Origin of the sequence: Pseudoalteromonas sp. CF6-2 (assembly GCF_021729425.1) — a bacterium.
Classification (GTDB): domain Bacteria; phylum Pseudomonadota; class Gammaproteobacteria; order Enterobacterales; family Alteromonadaceae; genus Pseudoalteromonas; species Pseudoalteromonas arabiensis.
Genome location: NZ_CP091442.1, coordinates 943,734 through 970,232, shown reverse-complemented (window position 1 = coordinate 970,232; position 26,499 = coordinate 943,734). Strand labels below are relative to the sequence as shown.

Sequence of the window (26,499 nt, the reverse complement as noted above, 5' to 3'; positions counted from 1 at the left end):
CAGCCTCTACTCTAAATTTATTTAAATCGACGTTTGCGCGTTACGCTTAAAAATATTAATGGTGTGATTATTAACAAGTGGCTTGGCCCATATTCCCACACTGAATAAGTAAACCAGTGGAATAAGCACAATCAATAGAGCCAACTGCAAGCTATTAGTCAGGTCGCTAATCAAACCGATGGTTGGCGATGCAAGCGCTCCACCGATAATCCCTGTACATAAAACGCCTGATACAGCTCCATGCCCATATGACACTGAGTTCAGGGCAAGAGAAAATATTACGGACCACATAATAGATAAGAAAAATCCAACCGCAGGAAAAGCCATCACTGCAACCTCTTTACTACCGAATATTGCAGCAATAAAGCAGGCACTGGCAGCAACACTAAAACCTTGTAATACACGCTTAGCGTTGAACAGTTTCAATAATACAATCCCCAATAAACAGCCTAATGTGAGTGCTAACCAAAAATGGCTGACGACTTGTGCGCCTTGAGTTTGTGGATCGATTTGATGATATCTTTCTAGAAAAACTGAAATTGAATTCGCAACGCCTTGTTCAATAGCCACATAAGCAGCAATAGCAAAAAAGAACTTAATCACAGTGCGGTCTTTTAAAAGCGCTAAGCTGTCTTTGAGATGTAACGTTTCACTGTTGTCGTCGGCCTTTTTCGCCATAGGTACAAGTGATACAGCAACTAACATCACGGCACATACCAAAGCAAAGATTAAATACATACTGAGCCAACTCATATTCTCTGGCACCCACTGTAGTAACCAACTCTTCTCACCTCTGTTGGCAGAGCCCGCTATGTGGCTATACACTAATGGAGAAATGCTCGCAGCGAGGCCAAACATTAGTTGAGCAGCAACCGATAACACCGCAAAGTTATGTGCACCGCCACTGGCTCTGAGTAATGGGTTAATAGCAACTTGCAGCATCGCCATTGCACAACCAATCAAAAATAGCGCGAGCATAGCAACAAAAAAGGTCGGCATAGTTACAAAAATAACACTGCCAATCAGCGCTAATAAAAACGCTAGCTGCATGATTTTCTTTTCACCAAATTGCTGCACCAACAAGCCCGCGGGAATTGACATCACGCCGTATGCAATAAAAAAAGCAAATGCAAAGAAACCAGCTAGTGCCAAGCCTATGTCATAGCTTTCGATTAATGCTGGAAACAAAGGTGCCAGCAAGTTAGTGATAAAAGAGATAGTAAAAAATGTAAAAAGTAACAAAGTTACTAATAAGTAATTAATTTTCATTGTTATATACCTAAATTAAGCAGAGTGGTGATTGCATTTGCTTGTGGGCGGACAAACAAAATGATCCAAGGGGTGGTAATCACCACTCTTAATTCTTAGTGTGCTTAAAAAATTAAAGCCATGTGACATTTATCAAGCGATTACTAATACTATTCAAAGTTGTTTTGCTGCATTGCCTTAAGCTGCATTATGTGTGGTTCGAAGTGCTTGCTACATAACGACTCTAAATAGGCATGAGCGGCTAAATCGATCTCTTGTTGAGCGCTTTCAGTGGGGGCATTTAACGCGCTATCTCTATAGTCCATACCTGCCAGTAAGCTGTACCAACTCGGCCTTGAGTAAACGCTTTCTGGGTATTGATGATATAAATAAGCATCAAAATCATCGCCGTTTCGCCATGCCGCTAACAATGGCTCTAACCTAGTTGGTATCTCGGTAGTCTGTGTTACAGCACGCCAATAAGCGCTATCACGACGCTTTGATGTCGCATAATGTGCACAAATATAATCTTTAATCCCATTCACTAAATAATGGAGTTGCTGATTGGTATGCAGTCTTAGTTTTTCAGTTTGTGTAGGACTTGTTTGTATTTTTGATATAGCCTCACTCAGCCACAAAATGGATTGCTGGGTAACCATCAGTGATGTCGCCTCGAGAGGTTCGATAAAGCTCTGTGCTAAGCCTATTGCCATGACATTTTTTTGCCATGCGCACGAGCGTGCCCCTACTTTCATGGACACATGTCTGAACTCAACGTCATTCACTGAAATATTAAGCGTTGCTGCAAGCTCTTGCTCTGCCTGCTGTTTTGAGAGAAAAGCCGAGCTATAAACATAGCCTGCGCCAATGCGTGAGGTTAAAGGTATTTGCCAAAGCCAACCTGCACTCAACGCAGTTGAATGTGTCGCAGCTTGTAGCGGCTGATTCATATTTTGTGGGCAGGCTACAGTTACAGCGCTGTCATTTAATAGCTGATCTGTAAAAGGTTGAAACCTACAGCCGAGTGTTTCACCAATTAAGAGCGCGTTAAAACCACTTGCATCAATATAAAAATCAGCATTAACCGGTGCTGAGTGTTTTAGTTTCAGCTCGCTTATTTCACCTTGAGCATTTGTTATTGCTGCAACAAATTCATCATCAATATGTGTAACATCACGCTCGATTGCATAGCCCTTTAGAATATGAGCTAACTTTTTGGCATCAAAGTGATAACCATAGTGCTGCTCACGCACCATCGGGCTCTTGGCTTTCGGGCTTAACGCGTTTTTTGCAAGATGTCCTGTTAAAAAATAACTATCGGGGCCACACCACTGCTCATGACCGCGACGTCTTGCATTGGCATTTACAAAAAATACCTCCGCGGTATTGATATCCATCTCACTATAAAAGGGATGAAAATAAGCACGGTGATCACCATTCCAATTTTTAAAGTAAATACCCGCTTTAAATGTCGCATCGCAATAAGGCATCCACTGCTGCTCAGCAATCCCCAACTGTTGCATAAACTGTTTTAAATGAGGTGTAGATCCTTCTCCGACACCGATAGCGCCGATTTTACTCGACTCAATCAGGGTAATATCCAGATCAATGTGGAATTTGCTTAGGTAAGCAGCACACATCCAACCGGCTGTACCACCCCCTAAAATTGCTAACTTTTTAATTTCTTTCATAGGGTGTTTAGGCCGTATTACACGGCCTAACTCCATTAAAATTTATAGCTAACACTTAGATAGTAACGAGAACCAAATTCAATGGTATTTTGTGTAAGACCATAGTTGGTGTCGTATGATTGGATAACCTCGTTGGTCAGGTTTACGCCTTCAAGGCTGACATCAAGATTTTCCATCGCATGCCAAATGATTGAAGCATCAATTTGCTGATAATCATCGTTTTTCACAGCTTGGGCCGCACCAACACCAATCCACTCGCTACGCCAGTTGTACGCAAGTCGAGTGCTGATGTAAGCATTTTCATAAAACAATGACGCATTGAAGCTATTTTCCGACACCCCTGGCACCATTTCTTTGGTGTTATCAGGGGTATTGGTTTCGCTATCAACGTAAGTGTAATTGGTTATAAAGCCAACCCCATTATCGAAGCTATGTTGAAGCTGTAGCTCTAAACCTGTTACTTCACCGTCACCATTACTACGCGGCCTGGTCACACGGCATTGATCATAAAGATCTGGGCTCGCACCACAGCCATCAACGGTTTCAACCGCTTCTGTTGAGAAAACAACATTCTCAATCTGTTTAGTAAATAACGCTGCTGAAAACATTGATGCGTCTGTGAAGTAATACTCTATGCCTAAATCAGCTTGATCAGCCTCATACGGTTTTAAATCTGGATTACCACCTGTTGCATTACCAAAGTTTTCATTAATAGCTAAACCAGGTTTTAAATCACTGTAGTTGGTACGCGCCATTACCTGCGATGCTGCCGCACGAATAATAATGTTATCTGTTAAATCATAGGCAAAGTTAATGCTTGGTAAGAAGTTATCGTAATCGATGGTTTCTTCAAACTGCTGACCTGCTGCAAAACCTTGTGATGTTTGCTCTGTTTCAACATAGCGCACACCCATATTACCGCGATAGTTTTCACCACTGAAATCGGCTTTTACGTACACAGCAATCATATCTTCATCAACCGAGAAGGTATTACCTAGATTTGCAACTTCAGTGAGCGCACCGGCTTCATACTTATCTGAAATAAACCCCCACCATTTGTCGGTATCAAGATAGGCATATGAATCAAGTGTGTGGCCTGAAGATTGTGAGTGTAGGCCTGTAAAAACACCGCCACTCCAGTTTGCAAAATTACCGTCTGGCACAAAACCAATTATTTCATCGGGATTACGATTAAACGCGACCCGAGAAAACTCACTACGATTAAATTTAATACCGGTTTCAAGCGCAGTAAAAAATTGGCCGTCTAGGATAAATTCAAGATCTAATTGCGCATAGCTCACTTCATGCTCTTGAACTGTGGTTTCATAGTTAGCTTCTTGTGCATGCTTAAGCTGCGAAGCATCTGTCGCATCAAGTGATGTTAACCATACTTGGTAGGGTCCTGTTGCATCATAGGTAAACCCCCCATCGGTACTATTTTGTCCATCAGGAAATGCCGGATCGCCAATTTTATCGCCTTCATCTGTTGCAGGGATCCACCAAGAAGATGCACCAAACTGAGTACCACCATCGGATGTCGACTGACCAATAACCCCTGATAAAGTAAAGCTATCGCCTACATATTTACCCGATAGGTTTAATACATCAGCCTTCATGTTAACGGCATTACGTACCACAGGGTTGTATATAATAGATGCATACCCAGGCTCGATTGTTGCCTGCTCTGTTCCCCCTAATGAATTATTAACAACATTAGATGAGCCCATACCACGCGCACTGACTGTTAAAAAGTTATGGTTTACATGCGGGTTATCGAATTCAAAACGAAAATAATCAACGACAAACTCTGTATTATCGGTTGGTGTAAACTGTGCCGTGAGTTGCGCACTTGTTCTCTCACGCTCTGCTTTAAACGCTTGCGAGCCAATACTCCACGCACCTACCGTTGATTGTTGATTTGTACTTTGATCTTCTGCGAAGTACTCGTAGTAGCCACCTATGGACTCTAATACATGACGACCAGATGTTAACTGTTCATATGAATAGGCTGCTAGCACACCAAATTTTTCGTTATCGTCTTTCCAACTGAATAGCACAGAACCGCCAGGATCCGTTTCATCATACAGCGAGCTTCTTGCCAGCTCAGCCGACACCATGAGCGTATTTGTATCAAGGTCTAAAGGCTTACGGGTTGTTAAGTTAACCGTGCCGCCTAGTGCACCTTCTTCAATATTTGCTTCAGGCGTTTTGAACACTTCAACAGCAGATACTTGCTCAGCCGATAATAGCTCCATATTGAAAGTACGTGTGGCAGGGCCTAAGTCATACCAAGATGTACTTGCCACTGTTTGTCCATTTAATAACACACGTGACTGCTCAGGTGCTGTACCACGGATTGTCACGCCACTTACTTCGCCGTATTGACGATCAACAGTTACCCCTGAAATACGTTGCAGTGCATCACCAATATTTTTATCTGGAAACTTACCAATATCTTCTGCGGTGATAGCATCGACAACACCGTCGGCAAATCGTTTGGTATTCATGGATGCTTCTAATGAGCGGCGAATGCCCCTTACTTCGATGGTTTCGATGTCGTCTTTAGCATCAACTTCCTGAGCATAACTTGTTGTTGGTGTGCTAAATAATGTTGAAGTACAGATTGCCAATATGCTCAGTCGAAATGGTGCTTTGGTGTGTTTAATCTTCATTCCTAGTCCCTATTTATTGTTATAAAAGCGGCACTAGGTTATCCCGTTAACCTCACGTTAAGAGGTACAATTCTTACCTGTTCTAGTATTTTTCTATCAATTAATGCCTATTTATGACGAAAATTTAAACCATGATAATAAATAAGAATAAGCTAGGAGTAGGTTAATACCAAAAGGTAATAGAATAGTATCACTATCAATCTTAACATTTGCTCAAATAAGGAAATTAAAAATAATAATAGGCTGATTCAATGCGTGCAATGTGCGAAAAAGTGATCCCCAATACAAACTCATCGTGGCGATACTGTAAATATCAGCTTGATTACATTCCATTTAATTGGCATTACCACCCAGAATTTGAAGTCTGTTTAACACTGAATAGCCAAGGTGTATGTCATATTGGTGATTATATTGCGCCTTATGACGAGTTAGATTTAGTTTTACTTGGCCCTGATTTACCCCACACATGGCAATCAACACCCAATCAGGATCAGAGCAACCAAGTTGTTCATGTTGCACAAATCCCCAAGCAATGGTTATTTCAACTGATTGATAGCCACCCTGAGCTACACTCCCTAGAAGGGTTACTCCTAGACTCTTATCAAGGATTAAAATTTTCAAAAGCATGTGCTCGACACGCTAAATCATACTTTGAAGAAATTGAACATAGTGAGCCGTTTGAGCAATATTTAGGACTATTAAAATTACTAAGACTTATGAGCCAAGATAACAGTGCCTTGTCGTTATCAAGCTCTGGGTTTCGATATACCGACAGAACAGATCCTAGCAAAGATAAGTTTGATAAAGTAATTGAGTATATCTACCAATACTACACAGAGCCATTATACGCAGAGCAACTCGCTAAAATGGCACATATGAGTACAAATCATTTTCATCGTTTTTTTAAAAAACGAATGGAGCGAACGCTCACTGAGTTTATTAATCAGCTTAGAATTGGTAAGGCATGCAAGTTACTTATTAATACTAATCGTTCTATCACAGCAATTAGCGATCAGTGCGGATTTAAAAACGCATCAAACTTTAATCGACGGTTTTTAACATTAAAAGGCTCGACACCGAGCCAATTTAGAAAACGTTTGAAACAAAAATCGCTAATATAGTTATTTGCCAATGGCCTCTTTGGCAAATAAGTGCTTAATTGGCCCAAGGTTGTCTACAAGGCTTAAACCAACGCCACGGACGAGTTTTTTCAGTGGGTTAGCCCCTGCAAATAGCTCTTTTAAGCCTTGCATCATAGCAATGTGCTTTTGTGCATCAAGCTTACGAGTACGTTCATAATCACGCAGCGTGCGTGCACTTGCAAACTCGCCTTGCTCATTACTTAAAAGGGTAATTAAATAAGCGGCGTCTTTTAGGCCAAGGTTCATACCTAAACCAGCTAATGGGTGAATGGTATGTGCTGCATCGCCCATTAATACCACGTTGCCCGACACCCACTGCTGGGCATAACGCATCTTAAGCGGAAACGCTATGCGCTCACTTTGCACTTCACATAAACCGCATTGGCCATCGAGGGCTGCCATAACCGCTTTATTAAAGTTGCTATCATCAAGCGCTAAAAGTGTGTCGCAATGCTCTGGGCTTGTTGACCAGACAATTGAGTGAGTGTGTTTATCTGGCAAGGGTAAGAACGCCAGCGGCCCTGTTGGCAAAAACACTTGGCGTGCCGTGTTGTTATGCTCATCAGCAGTTTTCACCGTGGCGACAATGGCGTGATGGTCATAATCTTTAAAGGTAATTGGCATGTTGAACTGCTTGCGAATAGCCGAGTTAGCACCATCAGCCGCCACTAATAATTTAGCAATCACAGGCTCGCCACTTTCAAGGGTAATAAACACATCAGAGTCAGTTTGATGAATTTGCTGATAACGGGTTTCGAACAGTAAAGTGGCATTACTTTGCTTTTCAAGTTCACTAATTAAAGCATAGCGAATAATGTCGTTTTCAACGATATGACCTAGCTGTGGTAAGTCGAGATCGTTATGATCAAAATGAATTTTACCAAAGCTGTCTTGATCACGTACATCCATCGACGTATACGGTGTAGCACGGTGTTTAATGATCTCTGGCCAAACATTTAAAGACTCGAGTAAGCCCTGACTAGCTAGGCTTAACGCGCTCACGCGAAGTGCGTAATCATCACCCGGTAAGGTTTGATTTTTACTCGCGTCAATCACCACAACGCTGATATCTGCTTTTGCTAAACCTAGTGCTAGCGTAAGGCCAACACAGCCACCACCGACAATACAAACTTGTGCTTGTTTCATATCCGTTTACCTTGCTTAACCTGACCCATAAGCTGTTTTGCCAGCGGGGTTTTTAACGAGGAGAATAAATCCATTGAGAAAAGGCCAATGCTGCGACCAAGCGCGAGCAATCGTGATGAGTTTGAGAACAAACGCACTAGGCTGTCTGTGAGTGTCATCACGGTAGTAATATCTTTACTGCGAGTTTGACTGTAATAACGGGTAAAGGCGTAATCACCAAGGTCGCTTCTATTAGCCATATCACACAATAATTGCACATCACGCAGGCCTAAATTAAAGCCCTGCCCGGCAATTGGGTGAATAGCGTGGCCTGCATTACCAATTAATACTGTGCGGTGGCTGCTCAGTGATTCTGCTTTACCGTACACAAGCGGGTAGCTTGCACGCATACCCACTTTGCTAAATGAACCGCCGCAGTAACCAAATGCTTTTTGTAACGCAGCTAAAAAGGCATCGTCTTCAAGCGCCATAGTGTGCTCAACTTGCTCAGGCTCCATACACCACACCAACGAGTATCGATTATTACTCATTGGCAACAGTGCCATTGGGCCGTGCTCGGTAAAACGCTCAAAGGCATGATGATGATGACCACCAGCTACTTCGATGTTGGCAATAATCGCCGCTTGCTGATAAGCGCGGGTATTAAACTCAATATTAGCCAGTTTACGGCTTTGCGAATGAGCGCCATCGGCAATCACCACAAGCTTTGCGCTTAACTGCTCATCGGAGCTTAGCGTGACGTTGGCACAGTCGCTCTGGTATTCAAGTTTGGCGACTGTATCAGGGCAAAATAAACTGACGTCAGTACCTATGAGTTGCTGATGAAGACTACGCCCAAATGGATTCACTTCGACCACATAGCCAAGGGCATCATGGCCGTATTCTTGGCAATCAATATGTGTTTTACCAAAATGGCCACGATCAGATACGGTTACTTTTTCAATCGCTGCCGCAAATGGCGCTTGGCAATCAAAGGCATTGATTGATTTTAAGTACTGCACCGACTGCTGAGCCAGCGCAATGCTTCTATCATCAAAGCTTGGGTGATAGTCTGCGCTTACTTCATTTGCTTCAATTACAGCGATTGATAACTGCTTATTGCTCTGTTTTAGGCCCAGTGCACAACTTGCACCCGCCATTCCACCACCGATAATGACAATATCAAACTGCTTTGCCACGCTTGCTCCTAGCCTTTATTTGCTTGCATCACTGCTTCAATGTCACGAATGGTTTTAGGAACCGAAATGGTCAGATTTTCATGGCCATCTTGAGTGACAAGTAAGTTATCTTCAATACGAATACCAATGCCTTTATATTGCTCCGGTGCTTTTGCATCTTCGCTAATATATAAACCCGGCTCGATAGTGAGCACCATGCCTGGCTCAAATACACGCTCTTTTTCATCAAGCTTATATTCGCCAACATCGTGAACATCTAACCCTAACCAGTGGCCAAGGCCATGCATGTAAAACGCTTTGCACGCTTGGTTTGCCATTAGCTCATCAAGCTCGCCCGTTAGAATGCCTAAATCAATGAGCCCTTGCGTCAGTACCGTCGAAGCCAATTCATTCGCTTTAGATAAGCTACCACCCGGTTTTACTTGGCTAAATGCCGCCTCTTGAGCTGCTAATACAATATTGTAAAGCGCCGCTTGTGGATCGCTAAATTTGCCATTGATTGGGAAAGTGCGTGTGATATCTGCCGCATAACCTTCAAGTTCACAGCCAGAATCGATTAACACTAAATCACCATCTTTTAGCTCAGCGTCATTTTGTGTGTAGTGCAAAATATTGGCGTTGTCGCCACTGCCGACAATCGTGCCATAAGCAGGATGACGAGCACCATTCATTGCGTAATGATGATGAAGCTCTGCTTCTAATTGGTATTCAGTTGCGCCAGGTTTGGCAAATTGCATAGCGCGAATATGACCTTGTGCACTAATTTCGCACGCTGCGCGCATAATGTTTAATTCTGCGTCAGATTTAAACAAACGCATTTCGTGCACTAAACCGCGAATATCTTTGATGGTATGCGGAGCTTTGTAACCTTTTTTAGGTGCGCCGCGAAGTGTGCTTAATATATCCCAAACCTTTGCATCAAAGTTTGCATAAGTGCCTTGTGCATAAAATAAAATCTGCTGGCCGTTCACCAAATCTAATAATTGTTCATCTAGTTCAGTAAGTGGACAAGTTGCGTCGAATAAGTACTCAGATTTAGCCTTTTCGAAGCCTATTCTGCGACCATGCCATATTTCAGCCAGCTTGTCTTTGTTACGGCAAATTAGGGTACTTGGCGTATTGCTCGAAGGACACAGTACTAAAACCGCATCCGGTTCGTTAAACCCTGTTAGGTAGAAAAAATCACTGTCTTGGCGAAATGCATACTCAGTATCACGACTACGTGTTACTTCTCCTGCCGCAGGAATAATAGCCACGCTGTTTTTATCCATCATCGCAAGCAAGCGCTCACGACGGGCTTTAAATTCAGCTTTATCGATTGCAATAGACGACATACTAAACCTCTGTAATTTGATTAGTGAAGGGTCTTCTTAGGGTTTTTGTCTGCGGGCTCTTTACCTAGCTCAGCAAAACATAACAGCGCAGAAACACGCACATACTCGATCACTTCGTGCAGAGCTTGGCTGTCTTCTTCAGTCTCTTCAAATAGGGTGTCTAGGCGGGTAATTTCACTAAAGTCGCTGATCACTTCTTTCACATCCGCTGATAACTTGCCGTAATCTTTTTGTTTTAAACCAAAACCAAGCATAAAACCCGATACCCAAGATACTAAGCCATTGGCTAAATCGATCAGTGTTTCGTCGTCGCTTGGTAAGAATAGGTCAAATTGAAATTCTTCATCGCTAAAGCTGGCAACAACCTGAGAATACACATCAGCAAAAAATGCTTTTAAATCTTTATTGAAGGCTAAGCCATCGTTGAATACATCGCTTAATAAACCTAAGTATTCGTCGGCTTCAATATTGATGCCACAGGCTAATAAACCACTGATCACACCATGGGCTTCGGCTGGTGCGACAAAAATTTCATTTTTTTCTAATAACAATTGGGCTTGTTGGTAATCAGGTAACGTGCTCATAACTTTTTCTTTGTTCGGCTAAGTAACGCCATGCTACCACTCGATAAATCGCAACTCCAATTAATTGTATGATTGAGGTCAAAAAGCAATCTGAAAAGTAAATAAGCAGTTAAAGGTGGGGAAAAACTACCCGAACGATCCGCTTTTTTTACTTCTATGGTTTAAGGATCGAAACTTGTCTTATATACTAAAGGTGTTCCCTAGGGTGCAGGAGCTTGGTTAAGTCCCTGAGCCGATAAATTTTATGTTAGGGTTTCTGTTCGTCTACTATTGTGCAAGCTCGGCATGTACCGAGAAGCCTACGGTAAACCGCAGATTCCCGCCCTGAAACCTCAAGGTTTCAGGACTGACACCGGGCACCGCATACTTGGGGAACACCTTTTCTTTTTTATCTATCAGATATCGAAATCTTCTCTGTAGTTTTTCGCTTTTACAATAACTGACTTATTCGCGCGAAATAAATTTCACGCCTACGGGTGAGCATTTCACTTTAACGATGTGTAGACACAATCTAATTTAACTTCTGGCGACTGATATCTAATAACTCTTATATTTTTCGGCGTTAAAACGTGGGATAAATCCGCCACCACATCGTTACCCGTAGCAGCAGATTTATCCCGCGTCCTAGCTCCTAGCACCTAGTCTCAACCAAGCGCCAATTTTTATCTTCACGCCTTATTTAAACCATCCCTGAAAGCGCTCCATTAATAGGTAATTAACTGGCACTAAAAGCAAGGTGATAAGGGTTGCGAAGATGATTCCAAAGCCAAGGCTTACTGCCATCGGAATAAGGAATTGTGCTTGCGTTGCTTTTTCAAATAACAGCGGCATTAAACCAATAAAGGTGGTTAAACTGGTTAGCATAACGGGGCGAAAACGTGCTGCACCTGCCATTTTCACAGTTTCGAGTAAATCACCGCCTTCTTCACGCTTTTTATTAATGAAATCAACCAGCACCAGTGAGTCATTCACTACCACGCCTATCAAGGCTAACATGCCAAGTAAGCTCATAATGGTTAACTCCATACCCATTATCCAGTGACCCATTACCGCACCTATCATGCCAAATGGTATAACACTCATCACAATTAATGGCTGCATATAGGATTTAAACGGTATCGCTAATAGCGCATAAATAATAAAGAATACAAACACGAGGCCCCAGGCCAGTGAACCAAATGATTCACGCTGCTCTTTGGCTTCACCTTCGAGTGTGTAATCAACACCTGGGTATTGCACCATGAGCTCATCTAAGTAGGCTTTTAAGTCTGCTTGCAGTACCGTCATGTTAGTATTTGATTTTTCAACATCGGCCGTTACATTCAGTGTGCGATAGCGATCAATACGATAAATAGACGATGGGCTTTGCCCCGGCACTAAAGTCGCCACGTGCGAAAGCGGCACAGTACCACCAGCAGGTGTTTTAATAAGAATGTCTTTTAAATCTGCAACCGAGCGGCGCTCTTCAATCGGTAAACGCACCATTACCCGCACATCGTCGCGCCCACGTTGAATGCGCTGCACCTGCGCACCAAAGAACGAGTTACGCACTTGCTGCGATACATCAACACGGTTTAAACCAAGCGCTAAACCTTGTTCTGTCAGCTCAATTTGCAGCTCTTCTTTACCATCTGACATGCTATCAGCAATTTCGTATACAGTTGGATAGGTCGATAACCGTTCTTTCACTTTTTCAGCTACTGCTTCAAGCATTTCAATTGAGCTGCCGCTTAGCTGTACATCAATCGGGCTCGATGTTCGGCCAAACTCAGCACGGAAAGTGACACTTTCAGCGCCAGGAATAATACCGATAAGCTCACGCCATTCGCTGGCAAGCTCTCGGGAGCCAATATCTGATTCACGCTTTTCAGCCGGCATGATCTCAAATCTAACACTCCCCGTATTTGACGAACCACCTCGACCACCTGTGGTTGCCAAAATATTTAGAATCACACTTTGGCCGTCTTCATCACGGTATTTATCTTGTAATTCTTTTGCCTTGTCTGACATTTTAATGACGTATTTATTGGTCACTTCAAACGGTGTTCCGGCAGGAAAAGTAACGGATGCACGCACAGTTTCACTTGGAATACGCGGGAAAAACGTAAATTTAGTCCAACCACTTGTTATCAAGGTAACAATAATTACAAAAATACCGACAAATAAACTAACCGTAGCCATTTTATTCTTCAAGGCTAGATTCAGTAGTGGTTGGTAATACTTCATTATTGCGTGTTCAAAGCCATCAGCAAAGCGCTGTTGAAGACGCTCTAATTTCGATGGTTCGCCCTTTTCATGACGTAACTTTAAGTATTTTAAGTGAGCTGGTAATACAAACTTAGACTCAATCAAAGAAAACAGTAAAACCGGAATAACCACGACAGGAATTTGTGCAAAAATAGCGCCCCGGGCACCTTCAATAAAAGCAAGAGGTAAAAATGCCGCAACTGTCGTGAGTACACCAAATGTTACTGGGGTTGCCACTTCTTGCGTTCCACGAATAGCGGCTTGCTCACCACTTTCTGCCGTTTTTAAGTGTGTATAAACGTTTTCACCAGTAACAATGGCATCATCTACAACAATACCGAGCACTAAAATAAAACCAAATAAGCTGATTACATTGAGTGTTATACCAAAGATAGGCATTATCAAAAATGCGCCCATAAACGATACAGGTATGCCAATAAATACCCAAAATGCAATGGCAGGACGCAAAAATAAGGTAAGTAGCGCAAGGACTAAAATTCCGCCCTGAATTGCGTTACTAGTAAGCGTTGCTATACGGCTTTTTACAACTTCTGAGTCATCATCCCAATAACTTAACTCAAACCCTTCCGGTAGTTGGCTTTGATGCTCAGTAATATAATTTTTTACCGCATCTGCAACTTCAATCGCACTTTGCGGGCCAATACGATACACATCAATAAAAGCAGCCTGTTTACCATTGAAACGAGTACGCACTGGCGTTTCTTCAAAATCATCACTAATACGGGCAATATCACCTAAACGGATAATAGTGCCATCGGCTTGGTTCTTAACCACTATATTAGCAAACTCATCCTTACGATATGCTTGCCCTTTAGAGCGAATAAGTACATCCCCCCCCTCTGTTTTTAAATTACCAGCAGAAACGTCTGTGCTTGAGTTCTTAATAGCTGAAGAAATATCCGCTAAACTCAAATCATATTGTCGCAAAGTATCTTGACTCACCTCTATGGCTATTTCGTAATTACGAACACCGCTTAACTCAACTTGAGTTACACTTGGCAAACGCAAAAGCTCATCACGTACAGTTTCTGCGTATTCAAGTGTTTCTTTTTCACCATAAATACTTGAAACAGATACTGCGATAACTTCGCGCTTCCATTCGGCAAGCGAAACTATCGGCTTTTCCGCATCAACCGGAAAGGTGTTAATCGCATCTACTCGACTTTTAATATCAGCCAATAGCTCCCTTGGATCATACCCTGTCTCGACCTCAATACTTACTGATGAAGAGCCTTCTGATGAACGACTCGTGATCCGCTTTACACCTTCAAGATCTTGAACAGCTTCCTCAATGCGAATAGAGACCCCTTTTTCTACATCCTCAGGCGTCGAGCCACGAAGTGATACACTGACACTAATGCGATCAGACTCAAACGATGGAAATACCTCAAGCGGGATTTGTGTCGAAACGCTAAATAGCCCCGCTAATAAAATGCTGATCAGCAATAAGTTTGCTGCAACATGATTCTTTGTAAACCAAGCAATCATTATTGCGCTCCCTGCTCTTTAGGTTGCTCTTGATTATTGAGACGCTTAGCTTTCCCCCTCGTAGCTTGATACTCTTCGCTTCCCATTACCGTCACTTGCGTACCTGAGCTCACTTGACCAAGTGGTGTAATCACTAAGTTATCGCCTGCAGACAAACCTTCAGCAACAACAGCTTGATTAGCATTTTGCCAAGCAAGTGAAATATTTTTACGACGTAACACACCTTGCTCTTCAACATAAACATAAGTGCCTTGGTAAATCGCGCTATTTGGGATCACAATGGCATTATCAATCGTCTTACCGGTAATCTGCGCTTTGATATATTGACCAATTTTGATTGGGTATTGATTTATAGATGTTGCTTTATAAGGGTCATTAATTTGTGCAACCACATAAAGCTGCTGCGCATTTTCGTCAATAGCCCCTTCGGTACGAATAACTTGACCTTGCCAATGCTGCTTGCCAACGAGATCTGAGCTAAATTTAACTAATGAGCCCGCGCTATTTTTAGCACCATCACGAAATTGCTCTGGTAAGTTAATGAACGGTAAGTCTTTATTTTTGATTGGTAAGCGTATTTCAACACGGTCAATTGCATAAATGCTGGCAAGTTCCATGTTATTAGTCACCACTTGACCTAAGTCTACGCTACGACTTAAAACACGACCCGCGTATGGTGCCGTGACTTTTGTACGCTCTAAATCGAGCTTGGCTTTTTCAAGGGCGGCTTGAGCCGACAATACACTTGCTTCAGCTGCAGCTAATTGTGGTTTACGCAGCACTAAGCTACTAGCTTCATCGCCCTTACCTAAGCGCTGCCAATCGGTTTCAGCTTGGCGACCGCGGGCTTGTTCTTCAAGTAAGCCTTGTTCAGCGGTTAATAAAGCCGCCTGTGCTGATTTCACTTCGGCGCGGTGATCTCTATCGTCTAGCTGCAACAACACATCGCCTTTTTCAAAAAAGCCACCTTCACGGAATTGCTCACTAATTTCGATAATTTGCCCTGAGGCCTGAGCAACTAACAAACTTTGCGTACGCGGCTTAACCGTTCCAAAACTATCTATCATCACTTGATAGGATTCTGGCGTCAGCGTTTTAACAGCAACATTTACTTTCGCTTTCGGTGGTGAAGAAAAGCGGTTTGCTTGTGGTGGGTTGCCTTTAATAAACATGACGAGCAGTACCGTCACAGCTATCACTACAAGTGGGATTAATATTTTACGTGTCTTGCTATTCATGATTATTGCTCTTCTACTTCGCTATTTGCTGCACTAAAGTCACCACCAAGGGCAATGTGTAAGTTAATTCGATTTTTAATAAGCTGGTTTTTTAGTTCAATGACCGAACTTTGCGCATTGAACGAACGGTCTTGCGCATCAAGTACCGTGGTGTAGGTAACCAAACCACTTTGATATTGTTCAAAAGACAAACGCTCTGCAGCTATAGCGTTTTCTTGCGCTTCTAAGGTTTTTTCGTAGCGTACTTTAAGCGCTTGTTCTTGGCTGATCGCTGTTTCAACATCGTTAAAGGCATCATAAAGTGTGGCAAGATACGCCTGCTCTTGGCGCTTAACATTGAGCCTTGCTTGTTCTTCATTGGCTTTTAAGCGGCCTCCTTCAAAAAGCGGCATCGAAATACTACCAATCAACGACCACGCTAAGCTTGAAGGTGAAAATAAGTCGCTCATTCTATCCGTGCTATCACTGATCGACGCTGAAAGATTTAAGCTTGGAAAACGCTGTTTATGCGCATAAGCAAGCCCAGCATCGGTGCTAAGTAATTGATACCAGCTTGCCATTAACTCGGGTTTGCGGGTGATGAGCTCTGAAGGCAAGCCCAGTGGTATGGTATTCTCAAGTAATGGCAAGTCTGCGCTAACGCTTAACGCGCCAGTTGGGTATTGGCCTGTTAAACGCTCTAAATCACGAATAGATTTAGTTAACGTTGCTTGCTGCGCGGCAATGTTCGAGCGCTCTGTATTTAGCTCATTACGCGCAAGATAGACATCAAGCGCTTCATTTAAACCTTGGCGATAACCAGATTCAATGATCGATAAATTCTGTTCGGCATTTTGTTCGCGCTGTTTATAAAGTTCGAGCAGTTTTTGATTTGTGATTACATCAAACCAACCAGATACTACATCAGCTACTAATTGTTGTTTGCTTTGCGAAAATGTGGCTTTTTCAGCTAGGTATTCAAGGTTTGCTTGTCGTTCTGAGGACGATAATTTACCCCATAAATCAACTTCGTAGCTTAATTCTAATGATGCTGAGCTGGCGTTGTTATAATTAACAGGGCGATTATCTTTACTACGGCTAGCACGTGTTGATAAATCAAGACTGGGCCATAAATCTGCCCCTGCAGCAATAAGCTGCTGCTCTTTAATCGCTACATCGTAACCCACTTGTAAAATTGCTTGGTTATAAGCTAATGCTTGCTCAACTAAAGTAAAAACTTGAGGATCGTGTAATTGCTGTAGCCAGTTATCTTCAACAGCAAGCACCTTGTCACCCGAAGGAAGTTGCTGCCATGCACTTGGCACAGTCTCAAGCTCAGCCACTCGCTCATGGTGAGTCGACTGGCTCGCACATGCACTTAGCAAAATTACACTTAAAGCCAATAAACTCGGCTTATATTGCCAATTCATTCTAAAAACCTGAAAAACATCAATTTATGAATGTTATTCAAGCACCACGTTAAGCTTTGCTCAACTGACTTTACATAAAATTACACTGTCTGACATAGGTATACGATAAATGGCTAAACTTTAGGGATAAAATAACTGATACACATCAAATTAAAAAATACGATAACCAGACGTATCAGCTAATTCAAGAAGCTCTATATCTCCTGAACTATCGCCATAAGCATAAATATGTTCAAATTCAGAAAGAGTATAAGCGGTTTTAATTCTCGAAACTTTTTCGGGTCCAAAGCAATTTTTTGTTGCAAGCTCCCCTGTAACAAAACCACTTTTAAACTCTAACTGTGTGCCCAGCAATTCGATATCATGTTTTGCACACCAAGGTGCCAACCAGCTCTCAATTGAGGCTGAAACTATCACTACACGGTGACCTTGCTCCTTATGCCAAGCAATTTTAGCCATTGCTTTTTCTCTAAGCATACTATCAATATGGTTTAAAGAGTACTCATGTGCAAGTTGCTTAAACGTGCTTTCCTTCATTCCTTTAAAGAAATATGCCAACATCTTTTGCTTTGCTATGTAGTTAGGAATTATTTTTAGCTTAAATGCCACTAGCATTGGAGATAAAAGGAACATGCCTAACATCATTTTAAAATCACCAACGGCAAACCGAATAAACTTAATTAGGCTATCATCAGTAGTGATCGTGCCATCAAAGTCAAAAAAAGCAATTTTCATATTATGCCAACATACTTCTAACTAAAACTAAACCATTGAAGGCTGCGAAGATAACAGGTCCAGACCAAGCAACCACAGCTGGTAGTGGGTTATTCTTAAGTTTGATATGACACAAGGTACAATAAATAAAGATGAATATGTAACCAGACATATACCGTTCAAAAACATACTTATTTGGCATTAGTGAGAACACAAATGCAATCGTGGACAAAGCAAATATTAAGCGAATGCGTGGAGGAAGCACCGTACAAAACAAAACGAAAAGGCCACCACCGAGTGAGGATAAGAGCATGATAAAAGTTGATTTATCAGCAATAGTAGGAGCTATTTTTACAAAATTCCACAATCCAGAGTATCTACCCAACTCCTTGCTGTAGCTGGTATCAGGAATAACTGCAATAATAAATCCAATCACGCAGCCAAACATTACCCATTTAAACTTAGAGCTAGAAATAACATCTCGTATAGTCCCATACATAACTGGCAAGAAGAACAAACTATAAAAAGCGAATACACTTAAAAAGAACGCAGGTGTAGCCAGACTAATATTTTGGTGACTATTCTGAAATGAGGGAGGAACAAGGCCTCCCCATAGCACATAGAAGTAATAAAAAATGGCAAATGCGGGTAAAGTTGCAAGCACTCCTTTTAACAAAAAGCTGCCTCTATCAGATAGCTCAGCTGTGTTATAGGAATAGTAAGCTAATGCGCTAGCCCAAATAGTTGATGCAAGCCATAAAAAAGGTTGCCTAACCATCATAGCTAAAATTAGAATGAAAGCTAAATACAAAAAATGTTTATTCAATAACTCAGACTTTGTCGCAATGATAAACACACCCAAAACAGTCAACCAAGCAAGGTTATCTGGCAATAACCATACCCCTGATGGAAAAATGTAAATAGATAATATCATTGGAAGTGAAAGCAAGATGCTATGTAACTTACCAAAGTGACTATATAGTCTTTCCACGATTATACCAATAAGGGCAGCCGTAAAAGCGGAGCTAGTAAGCTTGAGTATTATCTCATTTGACGAAAATAGCTGACCAACAAATCCTAACAGAACATGATATCCTGGAGTTGTTGCTGAGGGATAATCAGAAAAATCTAAGCTTTGAATAAAGTGTAAAATAGTCGGGTAATGAAATAGTTTCTGATCATCAAAAGCCCGCCCATAATTAATGTTAAACAGGATCAAGGGGAGCGCTAAAACATAAAATATTCCCATGCAAAGCAATATGGTAAAAGCTTTATCCTTAACCTGAAAGAACGTCGTGTTCATATACTCATACCTTTGAACTTCCATTCTGGTATAAGTTTTATCACTAGCATAATGTACTTCCAAATCCACTTTGTATAAATTGAATTTTTACCTTTTTGCTGCGCAGAAAAAATATCAGACGCCACTTCCTCGGGCGTTGCTGTTAATTTCTTAGGTAAATCCATCCCCTCAGTCATCTTTGTTGCAACAAAACCTGGCTTTACAGTCAGAACTTGCACATGAGCTTGATGTAACCTATTTCGCAATCCAGAAAGATAAGCGGTAAGTGCCGCTTTTGCTGAGCCGTAGAGGTAATTGCTTTTACGTCCCCGTTCACCAGCTACTGAACTAATCCCAACAATAAAGCCACTTTTTCGCTGTTCGAAATCATTAGCAACTATATTTAAGAAACTAACAACGCCAGTGTAGTTTGTGTCTAAAATACGCTGAGCCTCATCAAAGTTGACCTGTGCTTTTTTTTGTTCTCCGAGGTAGCCAACAGCTGTTATAACTCCTAATGGTTTTTCTTCTAAAGAATCATATACTGCCTGATGACTTTGATATGCCAATATATCAAGCTCGACCAGCTTTACTTTCCGTTGAGTTCTTACGTTAATATCATTAGCAAAATCAGCGAGCTCTGCGCTATTCCTTGCAGCCAGGTAAAGATCATAGCCATGCTTTGCATACTCCCTTGCTATGGCTTTAGCTATATCGCTTTTTGCGCCGACGATAAGGACATAACTCATATTAAATTCCTACTCTCTTTGATTGTAATGATTGAAACTTTATATCCATATGATTTTTTTTACGAAACTCTCTAAACTTCTCAATATTAGGATAACCCTGCTCGAAAACTTCTTTTGAGACTCTTGCGTCTTTAGCTAAATAAAAACGACCACCGTATTTAAGTACAACTTTATCCAATACCTCAAAAAGCTGGAATAATTCGGGTTCGACTTTAAAGTCTAGTGCGAGACTGTAACCCTCCATAGGAAAAGAAAGCCAGTTATCATTTGCTTTACCATAGAGTTTTAGTACAGCTAAAAAGGAGCCCTTCCCAGACTCAGCGATCGTCGAAAGTATCTCATCTAAACCTTCATAACTGGTTTCTTTAGGTAAAATAAATTGATATTGAGTAAACCCATTTTTCCCATATATACGATTCCAATTCCCCAAAGCATCCAATGGATAAAAGAATGAGTCAATATCCACCTTTTGATGCGAAATTTTCTCTGTAACTTTATGATAATAAATCCAATTAAACGCGCTTACACTCCAGTTATTAAGAGACCACGTCGGAAAGTTAAATGGGATTGAAACTTGATGCTTATGTTTATACTCAAGCTCACAATCATCTCTGAAATCACCAACCATTAATAAACTCTTACCTTTGCTACTTCCCTTAGCAAGACAATCAATCCAAGCAACCGAATATGGCATATTTTTATATTTTTCAAATGCCTCAAAAGTTTCTTTTAAATTTTTTGTTTTAATTGTTGTTTGACTGATGAATTGAGAGTTAATCTTTTTAAGGTATATTTTTGCATCCAAGATAACGCCTGTGAGGCCTTGTCCACCGCATGTGGCATGAAATAAGTCAGGATTTTGCTCTTTGTCGCAAGTTGTGATTTCACCATTTGCAAGCATGATTGTAAATTCATGTACACATTCACTGAAGCACCCTTCAATATGGTGATTTTTACCATGTACATCAGACGCTATTGCGCCGCCTACAGTGATTAGCTTAGTACCTGGCGTAACTTTCAAAAACCAACCAAGCGGAACATAGTGCTCAATAATCTCACTCAACAATACGCCAGCCTGTACATGCAGCAAACCAGTTTTATGATCGAAACTCAAAAAGTAATCTCTTTGTTTAAGCTTCATTATGTGACTGCCAAGAGCGCTGTCTCCGTAACTTCGACCATTGCCAAACGCAATAGCAGAGTCACAATGAGTTATGAGTTCGTTCAAGTTGGTTTTTTGACTAATGGAAAATTCTTCACAATCAACTTGAGGGTATCGGCCCCACCCGCTGCATTTCATTGAGATTTCCCCCCTTCAACAAATACGTATTTTTTATCAAGGTTGTATTTGATAACATAGCCAATAGTTAGGCCTAAAATAGCGCCAATATACTTAGCATTATGAATTGGAACTAGATAATCAAATATTATTTCAGTTCCCCAAAAAATCATCGTGGTAAAAACACCCATCAATGAATATAAAGCGAACTTCTTTGCATCATCTGACTTTCCCGCTGTTACATGATAAAAAATCCATTTTTTATCTAAAAAATATTTAGCTACTAAACCGGATAAAGTTCCGACAAACATCCCAAGATACAACGAGCCGAAGCCCGTATAGAGCTTGAAACTAAGAAATTGAAAGGCTAAATTTACTGAGATAGAAAACGCCGCAAAAATTGAATATTTAACCAACAACATTAATAAAGTATCCAAGTAAAAGATATAAGCCAACCCACTAGCACTAGTTGAATAAATCTATCTTTAGTTACAATTTTTGTAGGGGAACCACTGTCTAGGTGCACGTATGCAATCTGTAAATACCTCATAATGCCCAAAGTGACAAAAAGAGCGGTCAAGTAAAGATAAGAGCTATCAACTCTTGCAGCCACTTCCGCAGAAGTTGTATAGGTGATATAAGCAATAATAACAACAGAAGCCATAATTGCCATAGCAGTATCTACAAGCTGCAGGTTATAGCCATCAATCACTTTCCTCATTTTTTTACCTGTATCAAGGTAAATGAGCACATCGTCACGCCTTTTAGCTAAAGCCATAAAAAGCGCAAGAAGAAATGTCATCACGACAATCCAAGACGACAAAGGGATATTAGTAACCACCGAACCAATAAAAAGTCTTAATACGAAGCCAATAGCTATAATCGTAACATCTAGTATCGCAACATGCTTAAGGCGCACGCTGTACGCAATATTCATACAAACATAAATAAGCATAATACCTAATGCTTCAACGGAAGTTGAAACTAACAAGGCGACGCTAGAAGAAAACATGATGATCATAATTAGAATTGCTTGCGGCTTACTAATTGCTCCAGAAGCTAATGGGCGCATCCTTTTTTTGGGATGTTTTTTATCATCCTCAATATCCAAATAGTCATTTAAAACATATATTGAACTGGCAGCTAAAGAAAAAGCAAAAAAAGCAACAGTGGTGTCGATTAGAAGTGAAATATTCGTGAATTTTGCAGCAAAAAAAAGTGGAGCGAAAACAAAAAAATTCTTTATATATTGATGAGGTCTAATTAACTTAAAAATATCATTAAAAGTAAGCATGTACTAAGAATTTCCCTTAATGCAATTACAAGTTTCTAAAAAATAGAAGCTTTACGGTTCCTTCTAGGAATAGAGAGTGCTTCAGTTAATACGAACTCTCTATAGTTAAACCACATAGTACTACTTTATCATTTGATATTAAATGAGTTTTTAAATATTCCTATTTTTCGTACTAAAAATCTCAAAAGCATTGGCGGCTCAATATTGATTCATTTTCTAGCTAAATAGGACCCTCTCTATGATATGTAAAGACAATTAAAGATAGATTACTGTTTGAATACCTGAATTAATAATTTAGTGTAATCTTATTATATTCTGGCAAGGTAACTGCCAGCTACTTTGCTAAAGGATCATATGTATCTTTTTCCCTTTTGAGTCGACCTAAAAAGATTGCAATTAAAGGAGAGATTTAACTATAAGAATGTAAAGATAGGGGAAAAACCAAAGTCCTATTTTTTTAACGTGTTACAGCGTAATGTAATAGAGTATCTAAAGACTGCATCAACTTAATGGCTCGAAGTACTCTCCCTAATTGCAGGAGAGTACGCATTTTAATATGTAGTAAAAACTCAATCTAAAATTAACATGTCTTCATATGAGTTAAAAAAGCTGGTATTACCTATTAATATCGAAATTTGATATTCACCTTTACTAATAGGAGTGTTCCACAAGACTTTAGCACTGTTATTTTGTGTATCGAGAGTCACTTCACATTCCCCTCCACTCACAATACAATCCAGCTTTATTTTACCGTCAAAATCCCATGTTACATCATAAGTTAAATTCGAACCTGCAGTTGCTCTTGCTTTACCACCAGTCACGTTGAGTAACTTATCAAAATCAAAAACAGAGTATCCATTCTTAGGCAAAGAGTAGTTGTAATAATAAGCAGTCGGATCCCTACTCCACTCCATATTAAAGATCTTATCTCCTTGAATCGCTATATCTGTAACATAATCACTTGTTATGTAACTACTTAACAATTTTGGGCTGCTGGGTGCTTTGATAGAGTACTTTGAAATGCCAGTTTCTGGATCAACGACATACAGCTCATTACCAATTAACTTTAAACTAGTTCCAGAAATATTCAGTAGGCGTGCTTCTTCAATAATGTTTTCGGGTTCTGAAATGTTCAGTATCCTTAGTCCATAATATTTACTCAACAAATATACGTAATCTTTATAGGAAACAATTGAGACGTAGTGCCAGCTATCATCTCCAAACCAATCTTTAAAAAAATACCCTTGTTTGTTGAGCTCATTATTTTCATTAATATTGATAATCGCAGCTTCATTTTCAGCAGCAACGTGAACTGTATTTCCAGAGGTGGATATATCAGAAATTGCCCCACCTCTAGATGCTAAACCATGTAATACTGACTTATCTACTGGCTCACTAGGTTCACTTATATCATATAAAACTAGGTTTGAATTAGCTGTATTAATTAGAAGTTTATCACCCTTCACAGCCAAAGCATTTACTGGGTTAGTCGATGGGATATTACCCACTGAAAAAGGAGCTCTCTTATCACTAACATTAAGGATATGTAAACCTTCGCTCTGAGTACCAACAAACAATAAATCTTCACTAATTAGAAGTTTATTCGCTTTGGAAACTGTAACTTCACTCAATACTTCTGGCTGTTCATAATTAGAGGCATCTTTAATAATTAATCTATTATCTTTGCTAGATAAGTATAAAACCTCATCTTCAACGACCAGTGAATTTAACTGAAAATTTTGATCAACTTGATATTCTTTTGTTAGAGGAGCTGAAAGAGAAGAAATGTCAAAACTTTCTAGGCTTGAACTAAAATAGTCTACTAAAAGCAAAGTGTCTTCATGAAAAGTTAGCCATTTTGAGGCTATAGTGTTTGGTAATTTACCTACCCATTTAGGAAAATTAGGATCAGATATATCTAAAAAACGGACACTTTCGGAGCTATCACCAACCGCAATAACGTTTTTAGCAATGGCCATAGCAATATTCTGGGATGATACGCTTGTTTCTGAAATGACGCTCAATTGTGTAGGTAATGAAATATCAACGAGCAGCAAGCTTTGTTTTGAACCAGTTAATGCTGCTATATTCTCATTTATTTCGATTTGTTTGAAAGAGCAATCACACTGTAACTCAGCCACTAAAATAGACTCAAGTGGCGTTGATACATTAAATACCTTCAACCCCTGACTTTCAGTTGCAACATATAAAAAATCTCCTTTAATTTTTAAGTCATTTACTCCAGAAAGACTCTCATTTAAGGTATTACTATCTATATAGCGAGGCGATGCTAAATTAGAAATATCAATCGCTTCAATCCCAAATTCACTTGAAGATACATAAACTATATTTTTATACCTAGCAAATTTTTTGTTTTGGAAAGCATTTTCAATAGAACTTACAAGATTTATATTTGCAATGTCGCTTATATCATAGAACCAAAGTCCAGTTCTTCCCTCAGCAATCAATAGATCATCAAAAATCACACTCGCCTGATAACCATTTTGAGCACTCTCCCAACCGAACGCTCGAATATTGTAAGGATCAGATATATCTAAAGCTTTTAATCGACTGTTATCCGAGGTAAAAGCGATGCCTTTTTCTACACTTGCAGAAAAAGAGTAGGTTGAGTCACTAGAGTACTCATCACGAAAAATTAAACTTTCTTTATTAAAGCTATTTATCGTACCCGAATACTCCTTACCAACAATGCTCACTAAGTCAGAAGAGGTGGTTTTATCCTCATCTTCTACTGTTAACTTAAAACTTAGCTGACTTGACCCTAGAGGCAATTTAAATGAGGGGTTACAGGTATCTGCACTAAGTACTTTAACCTCAGGTCCTTCTACTTGTTCCCAGTTATAGCTTATAGCAGAACCATCTGGATCGTAGCTTTCATCACAACTTAAGCTTACTAATTCATTTTCTAGGAAAGTCTTGTTATCTCCGGCTTCAGCAACAGGAACGTTATTAGTAGGGATAACTTTAACATTCACTTCTGCTTCAGCGGATGCAGCTTGATCATCCGTAACGACTAACTTAAAAGTAAACGACTTTTCAACTTCATAAGCTAAGACTTTTGGTGATGTGAACGAAAGTACCAACTTATCTGTATCATTTAAAGAGACTGGTTCTCCTGATACTTGTTCCCACTTTATTGAAGTAATTGTTCCATCGGAATCTGTTGCCTCTGCATTAATTATAACCTCAGTTAATTCATTAACTTCTACTTCGGGACTCAAACTTAAAGTGGGTGAAGTATTCGCCACTGGCGTATCTGTAGGCGCTTCTGGAGTGCTTTGTGGAGGGTTATCTTCACCACCACTACCACCACAGCCGACCAAAAATAAAAGACTAAATGTGATAGATAGTGCGATATTCTTAATATCCATATTAAATATTCCTGTCCATTTAAATGTGCTTACCATGACGTTTAACTATATGACTACTTAATTTAAAATCATATAATTAAATTAAACCAATATAAAATTTAGGCCTAACCTTCTTAGTTAAGTGCGTTGTTTTTAAATACCCTTTGTTATTTAGGCACTTTCGACAATGTTGCTATATCTTTTTCTTTTCGCATAATTTGATCATGACAATGATTTTTTGATAAGTAGCATCTAATCAAGTCCCTAAAAATGACAAAATACTATCACATGTTGGCATAACTCAACTAAAAAGCATAATCTTTGAGCAATAATTTATTGAGTAAAACTCTAACACGTTGAATTAGGGAAACAAACACTTAAAAAACATGTGCTTATTGCTTAAAAACCAAAT

The 26,499-nt window shown here is 40.2% G+C and carries 18 protein-coding genes and 1 other RNA gene; 2 read left to right on the top strand and 17 right to left on the bottom strand.

Annotation, left to right across the window (positions count from 1 at the left end):
- Positions 1-21: 21 nt before the first annotated feature.
- The 3 genes from L3Q70_RS04540 to L3Q70_RS04530 all read right to left on the bottom strand — a co-directional run bounded on the left by L3Q70_RS04540 (position 22) and on the right by L3Q70_RS04530 (position 5,611).
- Positions 22-1,269, bottom strand: coding sequence for an MFS transporter (locus L3Q70_RS04540; RefSeq protein WP_237114927.1), 1,248 nt, complete (start codon positions 1,267-1,269; stop codon positions 22-24).
- A 149-nt stretch (positions 1,270-1,418) separates the two neighbouring features.
- Positions 1,419-2,939, bottom strand: coding sequence for a tryptophan halogenase family protein (locus tag L3Q70_RS04535; protein ID WP_237114926.1), 1,521 nt, complete (start codon positions 2,937-2,939; stop codon positions 1,419-1,421).
- A gap of 35 nt (positions 2,940-2,974) precedes the next feature.
- The gene (locus L3Q70_RS04530; protein WP_237114925.1) at positions 2,975-5,611 is read right to left on the bottom strand and encodes a TonB-dependent receptor; all 2,637 of its coding nucleotides are present in this window, start codon (positions 5,609-5,611) and stop codon (positions 2,975-2,977) included.
- Positions 5,612-5,862: 251 nt separating this feature from the next.
- Between L3Q70_RS04530 and L3Q70_RS04525 the strand changes: the two genes are divergently transcribed.
- Positions 5,863-6,732, top strand: a complete 870-nt coding sequence (locus L3Q70_RS04525) for an AraC family transcriptional regulator (RefSeq protein WP_130151102.1) — start codon at positions 5,863-5,865, stop codon at positions 6,730-6,732.
- On the opposite strand, the gene L3Q70_RS04520 is transcribed toward L3Q70_RS04525, so the two are convergent.
- The 4 genes from L3Q70_RS04520 to L3Q70_RS04505 are packed head-to-tail and all read right to left on the bottom strand — an operon-like array spanning position 6,733 to position 10,995.
- Positions 6,733-7,899 carry an FAD-dependent monooxygenase gene (locus L3Q70_RS04520; protein WP_062570354.1) on the bottom strand — a complete coding sequence of 389 codons (1,167 nt, stop codon included), beginning with the start codon at positions 7,897-7,899 and terminating at the stop codon, positions 6,733-6,735.
- Entirely contained in the window at positions 7,896-9,077 is a 1,182-nt protein-coding gene (gene ubiH / locus L3Q70_RS04515; RefSeq protein WP_237114924.1) for a 2-octaprenyl-6-methoxyphenyl hydroxylase, read from the bottom strand. The genes L3Q70_RS04520 and ubiH overlap by 4 nt, the downstream gene beginning before the upstream one ends.
- A gap of 8 nt (positions 9,078-9,085) precedes the next feature.
- Positions 9,086-10,411, bottom strand: coding sequence for a Xaa-Pro aminopeptidase (gene pepP / locus L3Q70_RS04510; protein WP_062570352.1), 1,326 nt, complete (start codon positions 10,409-10,411; stop codon positions 9,086-9,088).
- Positions 10,412-10,431: 20 nt separating this feature from the next.
- Positions 10,432-10,995 carry a UPF0149 family protein gene (locus L3Q70_RS04505; protein WP_062570351.1) on the bottom strand — a complete coding sequence of 188 codons (564 nt, stop codon included), beginning with the start codon at positions 10,993-10,995 and terminating at the stop codon, positions 10,432-10,434.
- Positions 10,996-11,189: 194 nt separating this feature from the next.
- Here L3Q70_RS04505 and ssrS point away from each other — a divergent pair.
- A non-coding RNA gene (ssrS, locus tag L3Q70_RS04500) (6S RNA) lies at positions 11,190-11,373 on the top strand.
- 297 nt (positions 11,374-11,670) lie between these two features.
- Here ssrS and L3Q70_RS04495 read toward each other — a convergent pair.
- The 10 genes from L3Q70_RS04495 to L3Q70_RS04450 all read right to left on the bottom strand — a co-directional run bounded on the left by L3Q70_RS04495 (position 11,671) and on the right by L3Q70_RS04450 (position 26,108).
- A complete protein-coding gene (locus L3Q70_RS04495; protein ID WP_062570350.1) occupies positions 11,671-14,751 on the bottom strand; it encodes an efflux RND transporter permease subunit in 3,081 nt (1,026 codons plus the stop codon).
- Entirely contained in the window at positions 14,751-15,989 is a 1,239-nt protein-coding gene (locus L3Q70_RS04490) for an efflux RND transporter periplasmic adaptor subunit (RefSeq protein ID WP_062570349.1), read from the bottom strand. The genes L3Q70_RS04495 and L3Q70_RS04490 overlap by 1 nt, the downstream gene beginning before the upstream one ends.
- 2 nt (positions 15,990-15,991) lie before the next feature.
- Positions 15,992-17,398 carry a TolC family protein gene (locus L3Q70_RS04485; RefSeq protein ID WP_237114923.1) on the bottom strand — a complete coding sequence of 469 codons (1,407 nt, stop codon included), beginning with the start codon at positions 17,396-17,398 and terminating at the stop codon, positions 15,992-15,994.
- A 150-nt stretch (positions 17,399-17,548) separates the two neighbouring features.
- Entirely contained in the window at positions 17,549-18,133 is a 585-nt protein-coding gene (locus L3Q70_RS04480) for an HAD family hydrolase (RefSeq protein ID WP_237114922.1), read from the bottom strand.
- A 1-nt stretch (position 18,134) separates the two neighbouring features.
- Entirely contained in the window at positions 18,135-19,415 is a 1,281-nt protein-coding gene (locus L3Q70_RS04475; RefSeq protein ID WP_237114921.1) for a hypothetical protein, read from the bottom strand.
- The gene (locus L3Q70_RS04470) at positions 19,412-20,143 is read right to left on the bottom strand and encodes an SDR family oxidoreductase (RefSeq protein WP_237114920.1); all 732 of its coding nucleotides are present in this window, start codon (positions 20,141-20,143) and stop codon (positions 19,412-19,414) included. Before L3Q70_RS04470 ends, L3Q70_RS04475 begins: the two co-directional genes overlap by 4 nt.
- Position 20,144: 1 nt before the next feature.
- Entirely contained in the window at positions 20,145-21,443 is a 1,299-nt protein-coding gene (locus L3Q70_RS04465; RefSeq protein WP_193988457.1) for an FAD-binding oxidoreductase, read from the bottom strand.
- A complete protein-coding gene (locus L3Q70_RS04460; protein WP_193988456.1) occupies positions 21,440-21,844 on the bottom strand; it encodes a GtrA family protein in 405 nt (134 codons plus the stop codon). Before L3Q70_RS04460 ends, L3Q70_RS04465 begins: the two co-directional genes overlap by 4 nt.
- On the bottom strand, positions 21,844-22,716 hold the full coding sequence (locus L3Q70_RS04455) for a UbiA prenyltransferase family protein (protein WP_193988455.1): 873 nt from the start codon (positions 22,714-22,716) through the stop codon (positions 21,844-21,846). The genes L3Q70_RS04460 and L3Q70_RS04455 overlap by 1 nt, the downstream gene beginning before the upstream one ends.
- 569 nt (positions 22,717-23,285) lie before the next feature.
- On the bottom strand, positions 23,286-26,108 hold the full coding sequence (locus tag L3Q70_RS04450) for a hypothetical protein (protein ID WP_237114918.1): 2,823 nt from the start codon (positions 26,106-26,108) through the stop codon (positions 23,286-23,288).
- Positions 26,109-26,499 lie beyond the last annotated feature (391 nt).